At 31.0% G+C, this 21933-nt stretch carries 19 protein-coding genes; 14 read left to right on the plus strand and 5 right to left on the minus strand.

What is annotated here, in order from left to right; genetic code table 11:
- Window positions 1-87: 87 nt before the first annotated feature.
- Complete coding sequence (helD, locus tag HBE96_RS03015) at window positions 88-2334, minus strand: RNA polymerase recycling motor HelD (RefSeq protein WP_169296288.1); 2247 nt, start codon at window positions 2332-2334, stop codon at window positions 88-90.
- A 485-nt stretch (window positions 2335-2819) separates the two neighbouring features.
- Here helD and HBE96_RS03020 point away from each other — a divergent pair, with 485 nt between their 5' ends.
- The 4 genes from HBE96_RS03020 to HBE96_RS03035 all read left to right on the plus strand — a co-directional run bounded on the left by HBE96_RS03020 (window position 2820) and on the right by HBE96_RS03035 (window position 5788).
- Entirely contained in the window at window positions 2820-3056 is a 237-nt protein-coding gene (locus HBE96_RS03020) for a hypothetical protein (RefSeq protein ID WP_169296289.1), read from the plus strand.
- A gap of 648 nt (window positions 3057-3704) precedes the next feature.
- Window positions 3705-4277, plus strand: a complete 573-nt coding sequence (locus HBE96_RS03025; protein ID WP_169296290.1) for a MarR family winged helix-turn-helix transcriptional regulator — start codon at window positions 3705-3707, stop codon at window positions 4275-4277.
- The gene (locus HBE96_RS03030; RefSeq protein WP_169296291.1) at window positions 4267-5253 is read left to right on the plus strand and encodes an alpha/beta fold hydrolase; all 987 of its coding nucleotides are present in this window, start codon (window positions 4267-4269) and stop codon (window positions 5251-5253) included. The genes HBE96_RS03025 and HBE96_RS03030 overlap by 11 nt, the downstream gene beginning before the upstream one ends.
- Window positions 5254-5467: 214 nt before the next feature.
- Complete coding sequence (locus HBE96_RS03035) at window positions 5468-5788, plus strand: YbjQ family protein (RefSeq protein WP_169296292.1); 321 nt, start codon at window positions 5468-5470, stop codon at window positions 5786-5788.
- 240 nt (window positions 5789-6028) lie between these two features.
- Here the strand turns inward: HBE96_RS03035 and HBE96_RS03040 are convergent, their stop codons facing one another.
- Entirely contained in the window at window positions 6029-6193 is a 165-nt protein-coding gene (locus tag HBE96_RS03040; protein ID WP_169296293.1) for a hypothetical protein, read from the minus strand.
- Window positions 6194-6727: 534 nt separating this feature from the next.
- Between HBE96_RS03040 and yjeM the strand changes: the two genes are divergently transcribed.
- Window positions 6728-8272: a glutamate/gamma-aminobutyrate family transporter YjeM gene (gene yjeM / locus HBE96_RS03045; RefSeq protein ID WP_169296294.1), complete on the plus strand. Its 1545-nt coding sequence runs from the start codon at window positions 6728-6730 to the stop codon at window positions 8270-8272.
- A gap of 324 nt (window positions 8273-8596) precedes the next feature.
- On the opposite strand, the gene yeiL is transcribed toward yjeM, so the two are convergent.
- Entirely contained in the window at window positions 8597-9271 is a 675-nt protein-coding gene (gene yeiL / locus HBE96_RS03050; protein ID WP_169296295.1) for a transcriptional regulator YeiL, read from the minus strand.
- Window positions 9272-9360: 89 nt separating this feature from the next.
- Between yeiL and HBE96_RS03055 the strand changes: the two genes are divergently transcribed.
- From HBE96_RS03055 to HBE96_RS03070, 4 genes are all read left to right on the plus strand, one after another.
- On the plus strand, window positions 9361-10548 hold the full coding sequence (locus HBE96_RS03055; protein WP_169296296.1) for an MFS transporter: 1188 nt from the start codon (window positions 9361-9363) through the stop codon (window positions 10546-10548).
- A gap of 371 nt (window positions 10549-10919) precedes the next feature.
- Window positions 10920-11609: a response regulator transcription factor gene (locus tag HBE96_RS03060; RefSeq protein ID WP_169296297.1), complete on the plus strand. Its 690-nt coding sequence runs from the start codon at window positions 10920-10922 to the stop codon at window positions 11607-11609.
- The gene (locus tag HBE96_RS03065) at window positions 11606-12820 is read left to right on the plus strand and encodes a sensor histidine kinase (RefSeq protein WP_169296298.1); all 1215 of its coding nucleotides are present in this window, start codon (window positions 11606-11608) and stop codon (window positions 12818-12820) included. Before HBE96_RS03060 ends, HBE96_RS03065 begins: the two co-directional genes overlap by 4 nt.
- 114 nt (window positions 12821-12934) lie before the next feature.
- On the plus strand, window positions 12935-14803 hold the full coding sequence (locus HBE96_RS03070) for a subtype A tannase (RefSeq protein ID WP_169296299.1): 1869 nt from the start codon (window positions 12935-12937) through the stop codon (window positions 14801-14803).
- 183 nt (window positions 14804-14986) lie between these two features.
- Here HBE96_RS03070 and HBE96_RS03075 read toward each other — a convergent pair whose 3' ends face one another.
- The gene (locus tag HBE96_RS03075) at window positions 14987-16219 is read right to left on the minus strand and encodes a PucR family transcriptional regulator (protein WP_169296300.1); all 1233 of its coding nucleotides are present in this window, start codon (window positions 16217-16219) and stop codon (window positions 14987-14989) included.
- A 212-nt stretch (window positions 16220-16431) separates the two neighbouring features.
- On the opposite strand from HBE96_RS03075, the gene HBE96_RS03080 reads away from it, so the two are divergent.
- The 5 genes from HBE96_RS03080 to HBE96_RS26135 all read left to right on the plus strand — a co-directional run bounded on the left by HBE96_RS03080 (window position 16432) and on the right by HBE96_RS26135 (window position 21821).
- Window positions 16432-17910 carry an FAD-dependent oxidoreductase gene (locus HBE96_RS03080; protein WP_169296301.1) on the plus strand — a complete coding sequence of 493 codons (1479 nt, stop codon included), beginning with the start codon at window positions 16432-16434 and terminating at the stop codon, window positions 17908-17910.
- Entirely contained in the window at window positions 17900-19669 is a 1770-nt protein-coding gene (locus tag HBE96_RS03085) for a CocE/NonD family hydrolase (protein ID WP_169296302.1), read from the plus strand. The genes HBE96_RS03080 and HBE96_RS03085 overlap by 11 nt, the downstream gene beginning before the upstream one ends.
- A 109-nt stretch (window positions 19670-19778) precedes the next feature.
- Entirely contained in the window at window positions 19779-21185 is a 1407-nt protein-coding gene (locus tag HBE96_RS03090) for a DHA2 family efflux MFS transporter permease subunit (protein ID WP_169296303.1), read from the plus strand.
- Entirely contained in the window at window positions 21182-21574 is a 393-nt protein-coding gene (locus HBE96_RS03095) for a MarR family winged helix-turn-helix transcriptional regulator (RefSeq protein WP_169296304.1), read from the plus strand. The genes HBE96_RS03090 and HBE96_RS03095 overlap by 4 nt, the downstream gene beginning before the upstream one ends.
- On the plus strand, window positions 21558-21821 hold the full coding sequence (locus tag HBE96_RS26135) for a hypothetical protein (protein WP_243186828.1): 264 nt from the start codon (window positions 21558-21560) through the stop codon (window positions 21819-21821). Before HBE96_RS03095 ends, HBE96_RS26135 begins: the two co-directional genes overlap by 17 nt.
- On the opposite strand, the gene HBE96_RS03105 is transcribed toward HBE96_RS26135, so the two are convergent.
- Window positions 21769-21903, minus strand: a complete 135-nt coding sequence (locus tag HBE96_RS03105; RefSeq protein WP_169296305.1) for a DUF4829 domain-containing protein — start codon at window positions 21901-21903, stop codon at window positions 21769-21771. The genes HBE96_RS26135 and HBE96_RS03105 overlap by 53 nt on opposite strands.
- Between the last annotated feature and the right edge of the window lie 30 nt (window positions 21904-21933).

A 21933-nucleotide genomic window follows, 5' to 3' on the forward strand; every position in this document is an offset into this window, starting at 1 on the left:
AAAAGTAAGGTAGTTCTATTTTTATGGTGGTTTGTTTAAGTAGGAATCATATTTACATTCCTACTTAAACAATTATATTTTATAGAACTAAATTTGATAATTTTCTTTCAATAATGGAGTGCAATTGCCTGAATAATATATGCGTAAAATGTGAAGAGCTCTGGTGCAGGCAGTATATAAAAGAAGCCTTTCCTCCTCGCAGCAATAATTTTCATCTCCTGCATTATATATAAGAACTACATCAAATTCTAATCCTTTAGCAAGATATGCTGGGATTACCAATGCATCACTTACATATTCATCATCATCCTTCAATATGGCTTTAACATCAATACTTTCTTTTAAAAAATTGTATACTTCATTTCCTTCTTTTATAGTCCTTGTTATAATACCAATGGATTTATAACCTTTTTCCTTATATGCTTTTATATCCCCAAGAAGTTTTTCTTTTATAGCTTTTTCATTTGAAAACCCAAGGACTAAAGGTTCAGCTCCACTTCTTTCTACACATCCATCGGTAATATCCTTGCCAAGTAGCCTTCTTGAAAACTTAGTAATTTCCATTGTTGATCTGTAACTTTTGGTTAAATTTATTATGCATGTATTATCTTTAGGAAATATATGAGATATGTTGTTATAATCTCCTACATTCATAAATGGATTGATGGATTGATTAAGGTCACCCAGTATGGTTATATTAGCATGATTAAAAAGCTGATAAAAGATTTCATACTGCAATGGTGTATAATCTTGTGCTTCATCAATAATAACATATTTGATTTCTGAGGTTTTAGGAATTCCTTCTAGTGCTCCTTTGAGATATAGAAGAGGAGGTTGATCCTCATAATTAAGCTTTCCAGCCTTCAAATTTCCCAAAGTATAGCTTTTTATTTCATCAAGTTCATTCTCACTGTATCCAGTATTACAATTTGCAGAAAAACATTCTAATTTTATAAAAAGCTTTTTATAAATATCCATTAAATCAAACTCTGTCATTTTATTGATTTCAGAATATATATCTTTCATTTCATTTTTTACAATACTTATGCTGCGATTCCTAACTTCTGCTTTATCTATATAAGAATCTGACTCCCTAAGTTCGCTGGCAGCTTCTTCAATCCAATCTTTTTCATAAGGTTCCATAAGAAATAATATTCTTTCTTTTATCTTTTGAAGTCTCCTTTTTAGTGGGAGTTGTATATAATCTTTAGAAAACAGTTTCTTCAAATCCTTAGAGGAGATTATTAGCTTGTCTCTCACAATGACATCTTTAAAGTTTCTGTCTTCTTTTTCAGTATAGCCTATATATTTTTTTAATATATCTATAAATTGTATGGAAGATTTATATTTTATACTCGTTATTCTTTTTTGATACATTGGTTCTTTCTTAGATGCAAGAATATTTTCCATCATTTCACTGTAATCTTCCTTTTTAAAACCAGATTCTAAGGCTCTTTGCATATATTCTTTAAATGTAGTTTGACACATATTCTCTTCTCCAAGTTGAGGTAATACATTAGAAATGTACTCATTAAAAATCTCATTTGGAGAAAATATTATTATATTTTTTGATAATATTTTATCTCTATGCTTGTATAAGATGTATGCAATCCTATGAAGGGCAATGGAAGTTTTCCCACTTCCAGCAGGGCCTTGAACAATCAAATTTTTATACTCCTCATTACGAATTACTCTATTTTGTTCTCTTTGAATAGTTGTCACTATATTATTCATTTTACTATCAGTACTTTTACTCAAGATACCCTGAAGTATTTCGTCGTCAATATTTAGATTGCTGTCAAACATATACTCAATTTCACCATTATTGATTTTGTACTGTCTTTTTAAATTAATTTCACCATAAATTCTTCCTTCAGGGCATGTATAATTAGCTTTCCCAATTTCGTAATCATAGTACATGCTGGAAATGGGTGCTCTCCAATCATATATTAGAAAATCAAAATTATCATTGATAAGATTGAAACTTCCAATATAACATTTTTGAGTTTTTTCATCTCCTTTTTCGAGAAAATCCATCCTGCCGAAGTAGGGAGATAAAAGCATTTTTCTATATTTTTCTTCAAGTTTTCTGACAAATTCATGTCTTCTTTTCTGTGCTTTCATAGTTGTGATGAATTCCATAAAGTCTACAACCTGATCCAACCCATTAGTTATGGACAAAGAACCTATATCCTGCCAGAGCTGCTTTTGCGTTTCAATAGAATCCTTTTTAAATTTTTCTTTAAAATCATGTTTCTCATTAAGTTGTTTTTGAGCTTCTTTGAGCACTTCCTGTAGCCATTGATTTTCCTGCTTCCATTCAAAGTTGTTCAATTAACCCCATCCCTTCCTTATAGTGAATAATTCAGTAATATTACCATAAAAAAACATTGACATTACTTTATAAGAATAGTATAATATAATTGAGAAAATGTGTTGATTTATACACATATAATATAAGTAAATTTATAATATCATTTTTGTTTTGGTATGTCAATGGTTATATGTTTTTTTGTTAACTTTAATTATTAAAAAATCTTGCTCATCATAATGTGAGCTTCCATCCATTCACACTCGTGAGTTTTATTTTCAATACAATAGATACAATGTAATTTATTAGGTGTTTTTTTCTATTATACATAAAAATAATTAAAGGGGCTGTGGCACTAAGAATAAACATTACAACATATTGTGCTTGTGATTTATTTACAGGCCAATATATTGTATATAGGTTTCTTAATGCGACAGCTCCTTGTTGTTTATGTTAAAATTAGTATTAGAATAATTTGCAAAGATTGATTTTTTAAGGAGAAAAGGCTATGAAAGTTATATTTGAATTTAAGGATACAAGTGGAAAAGTACTTACAGATAATATTATAGAAAAGGAATTAACCAATGATGAAATACTTGTAATATTGAATAGTAAGGAAGTAGATTATCCAGTTAATAATGGATTTTTGTTTACTGTTAAACATTGTATAGTTGAAAATTCTACGTATGATATGTTTACAGAACCATATAAGCTAAAAATAACTCTTATAGAAAAGTCAGAATAGTTATAGCAAGAAAAATAAGGGAGGTAGCTACTCTTCTTACATGTTTTTTTTACTCAGGGAACATAAACAAATTCATTTATTTTTCAAGGAAATCGTCATATATCCATAGGTGAGTATAGAAACTATGCTGGAAATTAATTTGAATAGAAATACAATTAAGCAATATAGCATTATACATAATTACAATTGCTATAAGGGAATGTGAAATTTATTAAAATTGAATAATTAGATTATAGAAAATAACTCATGTTATATAAAATTATAATATGAGTTATTTTTTATAAGGACAGATTTTGTAAAAGTTCAATTCAAAGGAATAAAGGAAGGAGAAAATAAAAAAGCAATAGAAATAGCTAAAAATCTTATTAATTTAAATATTGATATTGAAACTATAATTAAAGTATCTGGATTATCAAAAAATGATATTGAAGAATTAAGCAAGATTAATAAGTAATAACAGCTTTTGAGATACAAAGTTATAAAGTTATTTGGAAACTACTAATGAAGTATATTACATTAGTAGTTTTTTATTTATTTCTGTGTAAAAGAGAGTATAAATAAGAATGAAATTAGACAATATATTGACAAAATTACAGAATGTTATTAAACTATAAATAGACAATATATTGACTAAAGGAGAAAAACTTTATGGATACATATAGAGAGATATTTTTAATGCAGCAAACTTATGCAACATTATTTTCAGTGGCAAATAAGCTTCAGGTAAGGGGAGATGGATATCTGGGGGATTTGACTTCAAGGCAATATATGACTATGGTTGCAATTGCTCATTTACCTGAAGGAAAAGCTACCTTTAATAATATTGCAAGAAAGCTTGGAACAACTAAACAGAATGTAAAACAAATTGTTACTGCTATGGAAAAGAAAGGACATGTTGATGTTATACCTAATCCTGAAGACAGGCGTGCAGTTAATGTAATAATTACGGAAGCTGGAAAGCAGGTAGTGTATCAAGTTTCAGAAAAGGGAATATTCTTTATGGCAGAGCTTTTTAAGGATTTTTCAACTGAAGAGCTGGAAACTATTTGGAAAATGCTCAAAAAGCTTTATAGATTTGATGGAGAAGAACAGGATGGCTTTGAAGAAGATAGTAACTTAAAAGTAGGTGAAAGTCAGAAGGAAGATGTAACAAGAATATTAAATGAGTTTGAAAGGATAAGAAAAAATCAGAAAATGGAGAGAGAAAATTATGAAGAATAAAAATAACAGACCAATATGTACTTCTGAATATGTAAGCATTAATGAAATAGATCAATTTCTATTTCATCTAGGAACAAGCTTTGATAATCCTGTAATGCTGTTTTTGCACGGAGGACCAGGTTCAGCAGAATCCTTATTTACAGGATTATTTCAAGATAGATGGGAAGAAATATATACTGTGGTTCATTGGGATCAGCGAGGTGCTGGAAAGACACTCACTAAGAATCCAGATAAGCTTCCAACAATAGAGTTAATGCTCCAGGACCTGTTTGAAATTATCCAGTATCTTAAGAAAAAATATAACAAGAAAAAGATTGTTATATTTGGACATTCCTGGGGAAGTGTTTTGGGGTCGGTATTTATTAGAAAGCATCCAGAAGAGGTAGAGTACTATATTGGTGCTGGACAGGTTGTTGGTATGATGGAAAATGAGCAGGTAGCCTATAACAAACTTAAAGAAATTATTGAGAAGTCAGGTGATAAAAAATCATTGAAGAAGCTTGAGAGTGTAGGTGAATATCCTGGCAGCAAAATTGTTTTTGACAAAGGTTTTTTGAGAAAATGTAATATAGTTCATAAGCTTCTTGGTAAATATAAATTAGGTATGGAAATAGGCATTGATATATGGATAGCTATGTTTAAAAGTCCTATTTTTAAGTTTTCTGATATTATAGCATTTATGAAAATCTTTAAGGCAAATTCAAAAGTTCATAGTTTTCTTGGAGACTTCAATCTCCGTACAGAATCCAAAGAATATAAGGTGCCAGTATATTATATTTTAGGAGAAAGGGACTGGCAAGCTCCTTGTGTTGTAGCTGAAGATTATTTTAAAGATATAAAGGCACCCAATAAAGAAATATTTATAATCCCAGATGCAGGGCACTTTTTAATGATGGATCAGCCTGACCTTGTTTTTGATACATTGTCAGCAATAAATAAAAATGAAACAAGCTATAAGCAGGTATCGGCTATATAGAGAAGGAATTCAAACAATCTATGAAGATATATTTTGTTATGTACTTACTCACTTTCATATAATCCAATCAATTTTATAGATTAATTTAGAAAATATGATATAATTAACTAAATAAAGTATGGTAATAGAAAAATATAATTTTAGTTATGATTATATTTAAGATAGTAAAAAATATTTCTAAAGTATAAAACTTTTCATTGAGGAGGTAAGGTTAATGATAATTGTTACTACTGAAAATGTTCCAGGTTATAAAGTAAAAGAGGTAAAGGGAGAAGTTTTTGGATTGATTGTAAGAAGTAGAGGTTTGGGTGGCAATATAATGGCTGGCCTAAAAAGTTTGGTTGGAGGAGAAATTCATCAATATACATCTTTGCTTGAAGACACACGTAAACAGGCAGTTGAACGTTTAACTGCAAATGCTACTGATATGGGTGCCAATGCAATTGTAATGATGAGATTTGATTCAAGCGAGGTTGGGGAGACAATGAGTGAAGTGGTGGCTTATGGCACTGCCGTAGTAATTGAAAAGGAATAAATAGTATATTAATACAATACTTAAAAATTTAATATTTAATGAAATGTGATAAACTATTTATGTCTTTTATTAGACAATACTCCTATGTTTTTATATTTGCAGTTGGCTAGACTTGCATTTATTTTAACATAGGAGTTTTTATGTTTTATACAAAACGTATAAGAGGCAGTAAAAGGTAAAATTCAAACTTCTAATGCACTTTTGTTTCACATTATGCTTATATTAACTTAAAATAAATTATTATTTATTCTTTTTGTAATGATTCATGCTTAAAAAAATATAAGACACTCCTAAAAGTCCAAAAATAATTCCTGTATAATATTTCTTGCTGATAAAATCCATTATTGCTACAAATAAAAAACAAATACTTGAAAATAGCCATAATTTCCATGATTTTATGTTCAAAATTGCATCCTCCTCTAAAGCTTAAGTATTTGATTATTTATTATAGCATGACTTAACATAAATGCATATACTACTACTGGAAATGCTAGGTTTTTATGTCCAAAAGAAACACGCTTAGGTGAGCTTATACAAATATCTCCGGAGACGCAAACATTTATAAAGAAAAATTATAAACTTTACCAACTTTAACCACCATTTTCGATATTTAAGACAAAAAATTAATTATTAAAAATTTTTTGATAATTATTACTGATTGAATTGCATTTCTCGTTTAGGAAAATTTCATTTCATTTGTTTTTTATTTAAATTTTTCAATAAATAATATATAAATTTATTGGGATTTTGAATTTGGCTTTAAACATTCGTAATTATTTAAGTATTTATGAAGGCTTAAGACTAAATATAATATCACTAATCAAAATATATAAAATTTCAATAAAATTACAACTATTGTAATTTTATTGAATTGTTTTTTCGTTTGAAATACAATATATATATGATTAACTAATATATAACACGAAAGAGGGTAATTATATGGAATCTAATGAAAAGGATTACAAAAAATCTAGCAAGAAAAAAATGGGACTGGTTGGAATAATCTTTATGATATTCGTTGCAGTTTTTGGATTTGGTAATGTTCCTCTATCTTTCTATAAGATGGGTTATGCTGCTATTCCTTGGTACGTAATAAGTGCAGTATTGTTTTTTGTACCGTATGCATTAATGTTTTCTGAATTTGGATCTGCATTTAAAAATGAACGAGGTGGAATTTATTCATGGATGGAAAAGTCTGTGGGACCTAAATTCGCATTCGTAGGAACATTTATGTGGTATGCCTCAAATATTATATGGATGGTATTGGTTTCGTCAACAATATGGATACCAGTATCAAATTTTATATATGGTAGTGATACAACTCAATCCTGGGCATTATTTGGTATTAAATCATTATCTGGACCAAAAACAGTTGGAATAATTGGAATACTATGGATTATATTTGTTAGTTATGTATCAAGCAAAGGATTGGACAAAATAAAGAAATTTACTGACGTTGGAGGTGTAGCAGTTGTTATAGTAAATATTGTTGTAGTAGTTGGTGCTTTAGCAGTATTCTTTGCCCATGGTTGTCATTTTGCAGAACCTATAGAAGGTCTTAAAACATTTACTCAGTCACCAAATCATGCATATGCAGGGAATCCTTTATTAACACTTGCATTTGTTGTTTATGCATTATTTGCTTATGGTGGAGTAGAAGCTATTGCTGGTGTTGTTGATGAAACAGAAAATCCAGAAAAGAACTTTCCTAAAGGAGTTATGATTTCTGCGCTTGTTATAACAATAGGATATTCATTATGTGTATTCTTAGTAGGCATGTTTACTAACTGGAATACAGTTATGACTGCTAAAACAGCTAACCAGGGAAATGTAACTTATGTTGTTATGGCAAATCTAGGTTATGTATTAGCACAAACTTTTGGTGCAAGTCAGGCAGCTTCAATAGTTGCAGGACAATGGATGTCCAGAGTTGTTGCTGTATTAATGTTCTTACCGTTAGCTGGTGCATTCTTTACACTTACATACTCTCCACTAAAACAGCTTATAGAGGGAACACCTAAGGGACTATGGCCAGGAAGAATAGGAGAAGTTACAGATGGAGTTCCTAAATTTGCTATGGCTATTCAGGCAATAGTTGTATGTGTAATTATAGCACTTACTTCATTCGGTGGAGATTCAATGGCAAAATTATTTGATATACTTGTTGCAATGTCAAATGTAGCAACTACACTTCCTTGTGTATTTATAGCTTTTGCCTTTGGCCCATTTAAGAGGAATACTGATATTGTAAAGCCATTCTCAGCATTTAAGTCTGTTAAAAGTGGTGTGGCTTGGTCATTAATAGTTACAATAACAGTTGCATTAGCTAACTTCTTCTGTATAATACAGCCAGCAATGGAAGGAGATATACCTACTTCAATATGGAGTGCTATAGGTCCTGTAATATTCACTATAGTACCACTATTAATGTTCAGAAGATATGAAAATAAAAACAAAACTAATAACAACCAAAGAGCAATTTAATTTTTAAGGACAAGCTTCCATTCATAGATAAAATAAAGAAAAAATTGAAGCTACAACTTAGAAATATATAAAATACATTGCTCACTTAAAGTCTGTAAAATAAAAAGGATGAACTTCTTATTAACAGGTTTATTTTAGAAGTGAAAAATTAAAAGTTACAACATTTTTTACTATGATTTTTATAATAAAAAACCTATGCTTTAACAGGAGTTTTGGCATAGGTTTTTACACCTATTTGGAATGCATTTACAAAATTTGAATAAAAAAGATTTTGATATTTTTGGAAGAGAAAAAGATTTTTAGAATAATATTTCATTAAGCTTTTCAGCTCAGGTTTGTAAGTCTATTTAAGGCTTCGTGATCCACAATTCTATATTTGCCACAGTTAATCTTTTCAAGGATTCCACCTTTCACAAAATCCGCTAGTACATATAGAAGATGACGATAAGTAACAGCTAGATATTCTGCAGCTTCAGTATGTTTTTCAGAATAAATATCATTTTGGGCTGTTAGCTGAATAAATCTAGCAAGTCGGTTTTCAAGAGGATAGGACATGTTATGTGTGTAGGTTCGTGAATTAGTAGTAGCTTTTTTGCTTAGATATATGCAGAGTTCCCTAAGAAATATGGGATCATTCAATAAGGTTTCGCGGAATTGATGCATGGGTATAGCAATACAGGTTACTGTAACCATAGCTTGCACACCAATAGCATCCCTTTGAGCATTAAGAAGTTCCATTTCACCTATAAAGCATGGAGCATGCAGGAAATTTACTAACGAAATCTTACCATTGTTATGTGTAATATAAACTTTTACCCGTCCTTCTATTACGAAATATAAATAGTCAGGAATCTGACCTTCACATAATATAAATTCATTGGATTCAAAACGATGCAGCTGTACAGAAGAGAGAAAATCTACATCTGTAGAAAAATAATGAAAAAAGTTAGAATGTTCTGCAGCATATTTGATTTGTTTTGGCGATGAGATCTGTTTCATGATTACCTCCGATAATATGAGATTTCTCATATTATTATATAATATGCTTTGTTATAATACAATAAATATATACAAACGGAGGAAAAGGTATGGAAAACAGGAAGTCAGTTAAAAATGCAACACTTCCTTATGCTATTTTACAGTCAATGGTATGGGGGAATTTCGGTGTACTAATCTGCTATGCAGGCAAATATTGTCTTGCCCAGGGGTTTAGCAACACACAATATGGAGTTATATTTGGACTGGTTTCAGGAAGTGCATTTATACTTCAGGTTCTTCTGGCACAAATTATAGGTAAAAGTTCAAAAAAAGATGCTCTTAGCCTAGCTATACTTGTGCAGACAGGTCTTACTGTTATCTGTGGAGTTATTTTATGTGTTTCTGGGATTCATAGATATTTAGCTGTAGCTCTTTTAGCTATTATGTGTATTCTACTGCAAGTATTTCCGGCTATGGTGGATTCTTTGGGAATACAGAAAATACAGTCAGGTATGAATATAAATCTTGGTATGGCCAGAGGATGGGGGTCACTTGCTTATAGTCTACTTACCTGCATATGTGGTTGGTGTATTGCATTATTTGGAATAAATACAGTTCCTCTTATGGGGGGGTTTTTGGCTTTTATATTATTTATAGGTGTAAAAACATTTCCTGATAATAAAATCGCTGTAGATCAGGAAGGTAGTAAAAATTCAGGTAAGGGGAAATTATGGAATAAGTCATTTGCATTAACTTTGACAGGATTTTTTCTTTTGTATGCTAGTCATAATTTTTTATGTAATTACATGTATCAGATTGTGGTAGCACGTGGTGGCAATGAATCTACCCAGGGAATGGCTACTGCTTTTGGAGCAATACTAGAACTTCCAGCTATGTTTCTGATAGTTAAGCTTATGAAAGTGAAACGCTGTGATTTTTGGTTGAAAGCTTCAGGGATTTTTATAACAATGAAAGCAGTACTTTATTTTATATCTGGTACAATGGTTGGATTATATTCAGCACAGTTAATGCAGCTAGGTGGTTTTTCATTATTTTCAATTAGTGCTGTTTATTACATAGGTTCTACTGTATCAAAAGAAAATTCTGTGATTGGACAGACCTATCGTGCTGCAACCTGTACATTCAGCAATCTGCTGGCATATTTTCTTGGTGGCGTGGTTTGTGACTATTCTGGTTCACAGGCTGTTATTTTGTATTCAATAGGATGTGGACTTGTAGGTACTATAATACTATTTATGTCCTGTTGTAAAATTGAAAAAGTAGTGGGAGAAGATTGAATAAAGGTTTACTTTTATCATGTCAAAGAAAATTATAAAGTGAAAGGATACAACAATACATATTTTAGATGGAGCTAAGCCTGGAGAAATTTTTAAAGATTTGTATATGACATCTATATAATTAGTTGAGAGATGATTAATAAGAAAATTAGAAGTCAGAAATATAGTACTTAAAATTTTCATCATATCAAGTTAATATTGAGATAACAATTTTTTATGTGTTATAATCTTTTATATTAGCTCATTTGACAAAATGTAAATGGGATATTAAGTGTATGCTTAGAATACTTAAGACAAGCCATTTATAACAAAATAATATGAATTATATTTATACGAACATAAAAAATTTTTATAACTTAGGTGATTTTAAAATGAACGAAGAATTAAATATTTTAATATGTGATGATAATATAGCTGTTCATGAAAGTTTATCTGCTTATCTTAAAGCAGAAAACATGAAATGTGTATCGGTATATGATGGTGAAGCAGTATTTGAAAAGTTGAAATCGGAGCATTTTGACTTGATTGTGTTAGATATTATGATGCCCAAAATATTTGGCACAGATGTGTGTCGAGAAATACGAAAGACAAGTGAAATTCCAATTATTATGCTTAGTGCCAGAGGTGAAGAATTCGATCGTATTATGGGACTTGAAATTGGTGCAGATGATTATATTACAAAACCATTTTCGCCCAGGGAAGTTACTATTCGTATTAAGAAAATATTAAAACGGATGTTACCTAAAGCAGAAAAAAGTAATATCCTTCAGATTGGAAAGTTGAATATTGATGCGGATGGGTATACAGTATTTGTTTTTAGAAAAAAGATTGAATTGACTCCAAAAGAGATTGAAACACTTGTTTACCTTTTCAAAAATAAAAACAAAGTTATGTCCCGTGATCAGATACTCAACGGGGTATGGGGATATGATTATTCTGGGGACTCGAGAGCTGTAGATACCATCATAAAAAGACTTAGAGCTAAACTTCCTGTAGGAGATCTAGGCTTTGAGATCAAGGCAGTGTATGGTGTAGGTTACAAGCTGGAGGTATCCATATGAAAAAGTTGTTCTCAAAAGGAAGGACAGTTTTTATTGCCATTGCATTTTTGTTTATTATTGGTCAAATTTTAGGTTTTTATGCTATTCGATATCTTTTTTTTCAGTATAAAACCAGTGAACTTGAACCACTGGCAAAACAGCTTTCATCTCAATATGCTAATAATTCAACCTTAAATCAAATGCCTAGTAATGTGATTATTAAAATTTTTGATGTATATGGTAATGATAAAGAAAAACAAAGTTCAATTAATATGAAAGATGTGGCAAAAAAGTTCATTCCACAAATTATTGAAGGCAAGACAATATCCTCTATGGAGAATATTAGTAGTTTACCCCACACTTCTGTTGTTATTGGTGTTCCTATAGAAAAAGATAATCTTGTAATAGGTGCATTATTTGTGCTTGTTCCAGCAGATGACATTAATGCAGCACTTAAGGGGTTTATGCTTGTTTTTACAGTTACACTGCTTATTGGCACAGGTATTATTGGTGTACTTTTGAAGTTTTATATAAGAGAAAGTAGAGAACTTGATTATATACAGAAAGAGTATGTGGCAAATGTCAGCCATGAATTAAAATCTCCTGTTTCCTCAATCAAAGCTTTGACAGAAACGTTAGCAGATAATGTAATAACAGATGAGGATACACGTCAGAAATACTATGGTATTATTCTCAAGGAAAGTGCAAGACTACAAAGCCTTATTTCTGATATACTTGAATTGTCACGATTGCAAAGCGGTAAAATAGTAATAGAAAAACAAACAATTAATACAAAAGAATTGCTTGAAGAAGTTTTTGATAAGTATTCCATTATTATGAATGACTTGGGAATAGCTTTTGAAGTAACAAATGCAGCTTGGAGCACTCCAGATGTTTTATCATCAAAGGATAGGGTATTGCAAATTTTCTGTATTCTTATTGATAACGCAATTAAATTTGTAGATGAAAATGGTAAAATTATAATTAATGCTAGAACAAATCATTCAGATGTAATATTTGAAATAGTTGACAATGGAATTGGTATTAAGCCAGAGATACTTCCACATATATTTGATAGATTTTATAAGGAAGATACATCTCATAATACAAAAGGAAGTGGGCTTGGCCTTTCTATTGCAAAAGAAATAGTATCCGTATTACATGAAGATATTTCAGTGAAAAGTGAATATGAAAAAGGCACAACCTTTTTCTTTACAATAAAGCGTGCATAAATCAAATGGCATAAAAGGGTATGAATAATATCTCTTTTATGCCATTTTTATGCCACAATTTTATGATAAACTAATGTACAAAAATAAACACTAGATATTTAAAGGAGGTAGAAAATGAGATTATTTAAAAAAGTATTACCTATCATGATAACTTCAACACTTATTGTATCCCTTTGTGCCTGTTCAAATTCTTCTAGTAGTTCTTCTAATGAAAAGTCTTCTGATATATCCAGTAACTACACTGAAGACACGAAAAGTTTAACTTTTAGTAACAGTAAATGGAACTATGATAAAGATAATAATGTTTATTGGCAAATCAAAGTTGGATATTGTTCTAAACCAGAAACCACTGATTATGAAACCATGGGCATCTATGTTCCAGGTACATATATGACTGGTACTGCTAATGGTGATGGGACTTACACTTGTAAAATCAATACAAGCAGTAAAGTAAATGGTTACACTGCTAAAACTGCACCTATTGTCTTTCCTGTAAATACTGCAGGTTATTCAGCACAGGCAGCTCCAACTTCTTACAGCTATAATGGTATTTCCAGCTATATTAAAGCAGGTTTTGTTTATGTATATGCTGGTATGCGCGGCAGAACTAATGGTTATGACAGCAGTGGTAATTTGACTTATAGTGGTGGAGCACCTTGGGGAGTTACTGACTTAAAGGCTGCGATCCGTTATTATCGCTTTAATAAAAGTGTTCTTCCTGGTAATACAGATAGCATTTTTACTTTCGGTCACAGCGGTGGTGGTGCTCAAAGTGCTCTAGCAGGTGCAACTGGTGACAGTAAACTTTATTACACTTACTTGGAATCTATCGGTGCTGCTATGTACGATAATAACAAAAAGTACATCAGTGATTCTATTTCTGGAGCAATGAGCTGGTGTCCAATTACAAGTTTAGATTATGCAGATGAAGCTTATGAATGGAATATGGGACAGTATTCTTCTACAGGTACCCGTGCAGGTACAACTTGGACTTCTTTAATGTCTAAGGATTTGGCTGAAGCTTTTGCAACTTATATTAACAAGCTTGATCTTAAAGATAAGAATGGTACAGTGCTTAATCTTAAGGAATCCAGTAAGGGTATATACACATCAGGAACTTACTATGATTATCTTCTTTCAGAAGTTGAACGTTCTTTAAACAACTTTTTAAGTGATACCAAATTCCCATATACGGAGTCTTCTGGTATGGCTATGGGTGATGGAGGATTTGGAGGCGGAGGAGCTCCAAGTGGACAGATGCCTAGTGGTGGTGCCCCTAGCGGTTCAATGCCTGATGGTGCTGCTCCAAATGGTGGTTCAAATCAGTCTACAAAATCATCCAAGACATATGCAACTGCTCAGGATTACATTGATTCATTAAATTCTGACGAAAAGTGGATAACATATGATGCAAAAACTAATACTGCAAAAATATCAAGTATAGAAGCCTTTGTGAAACATTGCAAGACTCCTACTAAGAGTGTAGGTGCATTTGATAGTACAAATCGCAAACAGGCTGAGAACATGCTCTTTGGAAATGGTAAAAGCAAGAGTGATGCACTGCATTTCGACACCGTTATGGCAAATCTCTTACAAAAAAATGAAAAGAAATATTCTGCATATAGTGATTGGGATTCTTCTCTTGTGAAAGCATATCAGGATGATATTAAATCTGCTGATAAGCTTAATAATAGCTCTGAATACCGCCAGAATATGTATAATCCAATGTATTTCTTATTAAATTATTATAAAGGCTACAAAACTTCTAAAGTAGCACCTCATTGGAGAATCCATACTGGAATCAATCAGGGAGATACAGCTTTAACAGTTGAATCAAACTTGGCGTTGGCATTGAAAAACTATGCTGGTGTAAAAGATGTTGATTTTGAAACTGTTTGGGGTCAAGGACATACAACAGCTGAACGTACAGGCAGCAGTACAGACAACTTTATTAAGTGGGTTAATCAGTGCGTAAGTAAGTAAATGAATTAATGAAATTTAAAATAAAGGACAAGGCCAATTTATTCATAGGCCTTGTCTTATCTTTTATGCAATAAAGTAAGTGATTTTTTATTGATTTTACTAGATTTAATAGGTCTTTTATTTTAACAATACTGTTGTATTTTCAAATTAGCATAGGTTAATTTTTGGATTTTTATAAATTTATTATATTGAATTTACTTTGCTCAAGTATTCTAAAATTTTAAGTGATATTTCAAACAAAAATAAAACATCATTATCCTCAAAGGAAATATTAAGCAAGTCTTCAATCTTCTTTATTCTATAAAATAGTGTAGTACGATGGAGATTTAATGCACTAGATGTCTTACCAGCATTTCTATTGTTTTCAAGATATACTTTTATGGTTTTTATATAATCAGTATTGTATTTATTATCATAATCTAAAAGATATTTAATATGGTAATGGATTAGATTTTGAAGGTCAGTTTTTTCATAACTATCAAATAGATGAAACAACAAGTAGTCAGAAGAAAAATAATATAATTTATTTGGATTAAGGGTAAGACCAATCTTCATAGTTTTTGCTGATTGTTTGTAATATAAAGGTGCATCTAAAATATTCATAAATGGTTGACTAATACTAGCCTTTAAGTTATATGTACCTAAAAAATCAATTAATTGATGCATGTATTCATCAGAAAATTTAATCTCACTGTTTTCCATTACTAAAAGTACAATGATATCATTGTAAATTACGGACATGGAATTTGGAAAAATTTTTCTAGAATATTCAATTAAATTTTTATTAAAGAAACTATTATTAGATGCTTCTTTGTATGAAATACAAGCTATAAATAAATATTTATAAAGCTTACAATCAAGGGCTTTTAACCTTGCTTCAATTACACTAGAATTCTCAAATTTAAACTGTTCATCAAGTAGACTAGTTAAAAAATATTCATATTTAAGGCCAGTTTTAGATGTATAGGGATTGTGTTTTTGCATTTCAACTGAAATAACCTGAGCAAGAATATTTGACATCTCAATATCAGTTTCAGTTGGAATTTCATGAAGAAAAAAGATTGCAATAAAACCTAGTAAGGAAGAATGAATCTTTATTGGAGAAAAGAGCCAACGCACATCATGACAATCGTCATGGATTGGAAAAGCACCATTACTTTCATACATTTTTTCTAGTATCTTATTATTTTTCATACGTTCTATTTCAGCACTTCTAATATAAGTTATATTTTTATTAGATTCTAGACCATGATGAATATCATTAACTTTACTGGATGAAGCTATGATTTGAAAGCTTGTATCATAGAGTATAAATGGCATTTTAAAATATTTCTCAGCTTCAAAAATTATATCTTTCATGTTGCCATTGTATAAAACTTTGTAAAGAGAAAGACTATTTTTTTCAATGATATTCATATATGTACATCTCCTTATGTTTCAATATTTGTTGAATAATTAGCTTCAAAGTGAATTAAGTTTCATACAAATAGACGATGATAACTCAATTAATTGTTTATATAATATGTATATAAGTTTAGCACAGGTTAGCAAGCAATATCAATAAATCCGATATAGTGTAAATATTACAAGTATGAAAGGCAAATACAAAAAAGATAGGAGAGAAAAATATGAAGAATATTAAAGCAGATGTGGCTGTAATAGCACTTGGAGCTGCAGGACTTGCAGCATGTGCACAAGCAGCAGAATTAGGAGTTAAAGTAGTTGCTTTTGAGAAAGCAGCAGTACCAGGTGGCGCAGCTAATATGGGAACAGGTCCACTTGCAATAGAAAGTAAATTTCAGAAAGATCATAATGTAGATTTAACAAAAGAGAAGGCCTTTAATATGTTTATGGATTATACTCATTGGGAAGCTGATGCAAGATTAGTTAGAGATTATTTTTGGAAATCAGCAGATACTCTGCAGTGGTTAATAGATATGGGGGTTGAATTTGATAAACCTGCAAAGTTTTGTTTAGATTCTGAAAGCACATGGATAAAGGTGAAACGTCCTGATGGAAAACCATCTGGTGCAGGAGGAGCTTCTTTTATGAATAAAAGAATATTTGAAAGAGCTAAAGAATTAGGAGCTGAAGTATACTTAAATACTCCTGTAATAAAAATTACTAGAGATGATGAAAAAGTAACTGGATTAATTGCAAAAGGTAAAGATGGGGAAGAAATATACGTAGAAGCAAAAGCGGTAATTGTTGCAACTGGTGGATTTGGAAATAATCCTGATATGATAAAAGAATATACTGGTTACACATATGGAGTAGATATGTTTAATTTTAGACTTCCAGCCATAACTGGTGATGGATTAAAAATGGCCTGGAAAGTTGGAGCAGGAAAATCAAAAATGACTATGGAAAAGAATGTAGCACCAACTACACCAATGTCATGTTCTTCAATAATGATAAGTTTTATGCAGCCACATTTAATTGTAAATTTACAAGGAGAAAGGTTCTTTAATGAAGAGTGTATGCAAAATGGAGCTGTTGCATCGAATGCGTTCGATAGACAAGAAAATAAATGTGGATTTTCCATTTGTACTCAGGAAACTATAGAATATTATAAAGAAAATGGAGTAGATTTCACAACAGAAGTATTTTCAGTGGATATAAGTGCTTCTTTTGATGAACAGGTTAAAAAAGCTGTTGAGAGTTCGCTTGAATCAATATGTGTTGCAAGTTCAATTGAAGAAATAGCTAAACACTTTTACATGGATGCAGATAATTTTAAGAAGACAATTGAAGAATACAATTTTTATTGTGATCAAAATCATGATCAATTATTTAATAAGAATGCTAAATTTTTACGTCCAATAAGAGGAAATAAATTATATGCTGTAAGAATTGCTCCTTCTGCCTATGGTTCACTAGGAGGAATTAAAATAAATTACAAAACTGAAGTTATAACTGAAGATTTTAAAGTCATTCCAGGATTATATGGAGCAGGAAATGATGTTTGTGATATTTATGGAAGCACATATCTTTATAAAATACCAGGTAATTCAATGGGATTTGCACTCAATACTGGACGTATTGCGGCAGAAAATGCAGTGAAATACATTAAAAGCAGCGAAGGAGTTGAGTATAGTGGAAAGTAAGAAAAAAAGTTTGGTTGAAGGTATTATATTTAGAAAATCTACTCCTATAAATGATCCAGAAAGCAGATATAGAGGATTTAAACAGGAAACAATAGTTTTACCTAAAGGGTATGTTATGAAAGAAGGTTATATGCCATTACCTTGTGAAATTATTTTTGAAAGAGATGTACCTGTAAAACTTAGAGATAAAGTTACAATTTATACAGATATTTTTAGACCAGCAGATAAGGATAATGTTCCAGCTATTGTAGCTTGGAGTCCTTATGGTAAAAACGGAAGTGGAAATCAAAATTTAGATACTTTTCCAGGAATGTTAGGAATAGATCAAAAAAAATTATCAGGCTTGATGAAATTTGAGGGTCCTGATCCAGGATATTGGTGTAATGAGGGCTATGCAGTATGTAATCCAGATGCAAGAGGAGCTTTCATGTCTGAAGGTAACATATATTTTTGGGGAAGTCAAGATGGAAGAGATGGTTATGATTATATTGAGTGGTTAGCAGAACAAGAATGGTGCAATGGAAAAATAGGCTTGTCAGGTAATTCTTGGCTGGCTGTTTCACAATGGTTTATAGCAGCAGAACAACCACCACATTTAGCAGCTATAGCACCTTGGGAAGGGCATTCTGACCTTTATGGCGATGATGTATGTAGAGGTGGAATTCCTAATCAACATTTTAATGAGGACATACTAACACATCTTTATGGCAATAACTATACAGAAGATATAAAGGAAATGCTAAAAAAATATCCACTGATGAATTCTTATTGGGAGGACAAGATACCAAAGTTTGAAAATATACATGTGCCAGCATATATTGTAGCAAGTTATACAAATAGCGCACATACTAATGGAACCTTCAGAGCATTTAGAAACATAAAATCAGAAAATAAATGGCTTAGAGTTCACAATTCAATGGAATGGATAGATTATTATGAAGAAAAGAACAAAGAGGAGTTAAGAAAATTCTTTGACTATTATTTAAAAGGGATTGAAAATGATTGGATTAAAACACAAAGGGTACGGCTTTCAGTATTAGACCTTGGTGGAGAAGATATAGTTAACAGAGTTGAAAATGAATTTCCTTTAGCCAGAACTAATTATAAAAAATTGTATTTAGATGCTAAAACTAAAACTTTAAACAATAACCCAATTAGTGAAAAAGGTTTAGTTAGCTACAATACAGATAATGGAAAGGGAGAAGCAGCATTTACAATTGCTTTTCATGAAGAAACTGAAATTACAGGATATTCTAATGTTAAGCTCTGGGTAGAAGCAAATGCGTCTAATGATATGGATTTATTTGTTTTTATTCAAAAGCTTGATAAGAATGATAATGTGTTAGTTCATAGGCTTATAAAACCTAAAAAGGTTCCACAAATGAATATTTCTCAAGATATAGAGATGAAGGGACCTGTATATTTCGGGCCAAATGGAAGACTTAGGGTTTCACTAAGAAATATTGATGAAAAAAAATCTAAAGAAGAAGAACCTTACTTAACATACGATAAAAAAGAATTATTAAAAGAAGGAGAAATTGTAAGTGTTGAAATACCATTATGGCCAACTGCATTGATTTTTCATAAAGATGAAAAGTTGAGACTAGTAATTTCAGCCTACAACATAATAGGAGCTCCATTACCTAATATAAAAGATGTTGAACCAAATAATAAAGGAAATCATATTATCCATACTGGCGGAAAATATGAGTCATATCTACAGATTCCTAATATTTCAGAAGATGCAAAAAATAAATAGCTTCATATATCATTAATTATTAAATGGAACTGCAAAAAGGGAGTGAGTATTAAACTTAACTTAATTGGAGTTCCATTTCAATTTATATATAAAGAAAGGATTAAAGCTAATGGAAAATAAAAAAGTTAATAAAATTACAATAATGGTTGGATTATTACTGAGTGGATTTGCGATTATGTTTAGTGAGACTGCACTTAATATTGCACTTGTACCACTTATGAAAAGTTTTCAAGTTAACGAAACCACTATACAATGGGTATCTACTGGATATATGATGGTGGCAGGGATTGTATTACCTATTTCTAGTATGCTAATCAAGAATTTTACTACAAGACAAATAGTTATTTTTGCACAGGTGGACTTTATATTAGGAACTGTAATTGCAGCTCTATCTAGTTCATTTTACATGCTATTATTTGGACGTTTAATACAAGGTATTGCAGGTGGCTTAATCTTACCAGTTGTATTTAATACAATTATGGCATTATACCCTCCAGAAAAAAGAGGAGGAGTTATGGGGATGACAGGTTTGGTTGTGATGTTTGCACCAGTAATTTCTCCAACAGTAGCAGGTATTATTTTGAATTCTCTTTCATGGCAGTGGATTTTCTGGGCTGTTCTATTGTTAATGACTTCAGCTTTAATAGTAACACTCTTTAACCTTCGCAATGTTACAGAAGTTATGAAGACTAAATTAGATATTTATTCAGTAATTTTTTCTACATTAGGGTTTGGTGGTGTTGTTTTTGGTACAAGTATGGGTAGTGACAAAGGATGGACGTCTGCTTCTTGTATATTAGGATTTATAATCGGATTAATAAGCTTGATAGTATTCTGTTATCGTCAATTGAAAATTGATAATCCAATTTGGCAGCTTAAAGCTTTTTACTATAAAGAATTTACACTAGGAACAATTTTAGTTGTAGTCATTTTTGGAGTAACTATGTGTGCTAACATATTATTACCAATGTACTATCAGAATGGAAAACAAATTAGTGTGGCAACAGCAGGATTGTTAATATTGCCTTCAGGTGTTATTAATGGAATTATGTCAGCAGTTTCGGGAAAATTATTTGACTCCTATGGAGCCAAAAATATTGTACGTATCGGATCTTTCATTACATTAATATCAACTGGACTGTTATGCATGATTAATGCCAGTACAGCAACAATATTAGTTGTAATTTTTAGTAGTATACTGATGTTTGGTTGTCCATTAGCATTATCTCCAGCACAAACTTATGGGCTAAATAGTTTGCCATCAGAGTTATCGGCTGATGGAAGCAGTATAATGAATACTTTACAGCAGATAGTGGCAGCACTTTGTACAGCACTTGCAACTAACTTTCTAAAAATAGGGCAAAATTCATACTATTTATTAGGTGGCAATAATAGTTCTGAAGCAGTTTCCAAAGGAATTCGGTATGGATTCATATATGCATTATTTCTTTGTGTAGTTATGGTAATTACTTCCATGCAAGTTAAATCTGATAATAAAATAATAGACAATGTATGACTATGGTTGCAATTGCTCATTTACCTGAAGGTAAAGCTAATTTCAATAATATTGCAAGAAAGCTTGGGACAACTAAACAAAATGTAAAACAAATTGTTACCGCTATGGAAAGAAAAGGATATATCGATGTTATACCTAATTCTGAAGACAGGCGTGCAGTTAATGTAATAATTACGGAAGCTGAAAAGCAGGTAGTGTATCAAGTTTCAAAAAAAGGAATGTTTTTCATGGCAGAACTTTTTAAGGATTTTTCAACTGAAGAGTTGGAAACTATTTGGAAAATGCTGAAGAAGCTTTATGGATTTGATGGTGAAGAACAGAATGGCTTTGAAGAAGATAGTAACTTAAAAGTAGATGAAAGTAAGAAGGAGGATGTTAAAAGAGTTTGAAAGAATAAGAAAATGGAGAGAGAAAATTATGAAGAATAAAAATAAAAGACCAATATGTACTTCTGAATATGTAGGGACTAATAGAATAGATCAATTTTTGTTTCATCTAGGAACAAAAATTGATAATCCTGTAATGCTGTTTTGGCATGGAGGACCAGGGTCATCAGAATCATTGTTAAGGAAGCAATGCCCTTCTAACCTCCTCCTCCATCATCAATTAACCAGAGTGAGTTTTTATCTTTCCTAATGAGAGTATAAGGTTTTTTATATTTTCCGCTGACTTCTGGTTCTATGTTATCATTTTTGTATGCAACTTTATATTGGACCATAAGTGTTGATTGACCCAAAAATGTAAATAA

The sequence above is a fragment of the Clostridium muellerianum genome (genome assembly GCF_012926525.1).
In the GTDB taxonomy this organism is placed as follows: Bacteria; Bacillota; Clostridia; order Clostridiales; family Clostridiaceae; genus Clostridium_AM; species Clostridium_AM muellerianum.

What these genes read in the sequence shown, in the direction of transcription:
- HBE96_RS03030 (WP_169296291.1), top strand. Translation starts at nt 4,267, where the DNA reads ATGAAGAATAAAAATAACAGACCAATATGTACTTCTGAATATGTAAGC.
- yeiL (WP_169296295.1), bottom strand. Translation starts at nt 9,271, where the DNA reads ATGAAACAGATCTCATCGCCAAAACAAATCAAATATGCTGCAGAACAT.
- HBE96_RS03080 (WP_169296301.1), top strand. Translation starts at nt 16,432, where the DNA reads ATGAAGAATATTAAAGCAGATGTGGCTGTAATAGCACTTGGAGCTGCA.
- yjeM (WP_169296294.1), top strand. Translation starts at nt 6,728, where the DNA reads ATGGAATCTAATGAAAAGGATTACAAAAAATCTAGCAAGAAAAAAATG.
- HBE96_RS03065 (WP_169296298.1), top strand. Translation starts at nt 11,606, where the DNA reads ATGAAAAAGTTGTTCTCAAAAGGAAGGACAGTTTTTATTGCCATTGCA.
- HBE96_RS03090 (WP_169296303.1), top strand. Translation starts at nt 19,779, where the DNA reads ATGGAAAATAAAAAAGTTAATAAAATTACAATAATGGTTGGATTATTA.
- HBE96_RS03020 (WP_169296289.1), top strand. Translation starts at nt 2,820, where the DNA reads ATGAAAGTTATATTTGAATTTAAGGATACAAGTGGAAAAGTACTTACA.
- HBE96_RS03055 (WP_169296296.1), top strand. Translation starts at nt 9,361, where the DNA reads ATGGAAAACAGGAAGTCAGTTAAAAATGCAACACTTCCTTATGCTATT.
- HBE96_RS03105 (WP_169296305.1), bottom strand. Translation starts at nt 21,903, where the DNA reads ATGGTCCAATATAAAGTTGCATACAAAAATGATAACATAGAACCAGAA.
- HBE96_RS26135 (WP_243186828.1), top strand. Translation starts at nt 21,558, where the DNA reads ATGTTAAAAGAGTTTGAAAGAATAAGAAAATGGAGAGAGAAAATTATG.
- HBE96_RS03025 (WP_169296290.1), top strand. Translation starts at nt 3,705, where the DNA reads ATGGATACATATAGAGAGATATTTTTAATGCAGCAAACTTATGCAACA.
- HBE96_RS03070 (WP_169296299.1), top strand. Translation starts at nt 12,935, where the DNA reads ATGAGATTATTTAAAAAAGTATTACCTATCATGATAACTTCAACACTT.
- HBE96_RS03075 (WP_169296300.1), bottom strand. Translation starts at nt 16,219, where the DNA reads ATGAATATCATTGAAAAAAATAGTCTTTCTCTTTACAAAGTTTTATAC.
- HBE96_RS03060 (WP_169296297.1), top strand. Translation starts at nt 10,920, where the DNA reads ATGAACGAAGAATTAAATATTTTAATATGTGATGATAATATAGCTGTT.
- HBE96_RS03095 (WP_169296304.1), top strand. Translation starts at nt 21,182, where the DNA reads ATGACTATGGTTGCAATTGCTCATTTACCTGAAGGTAAAGCTAATTTC.
- HBE96_RS03035 (WP_169296292.1), top strand. Translation starts at nt 5,468, where the DNA reads ATGATAATTGTTACTACTGAAAATGTTCCAGGTTATAAAGTAAAAGAG.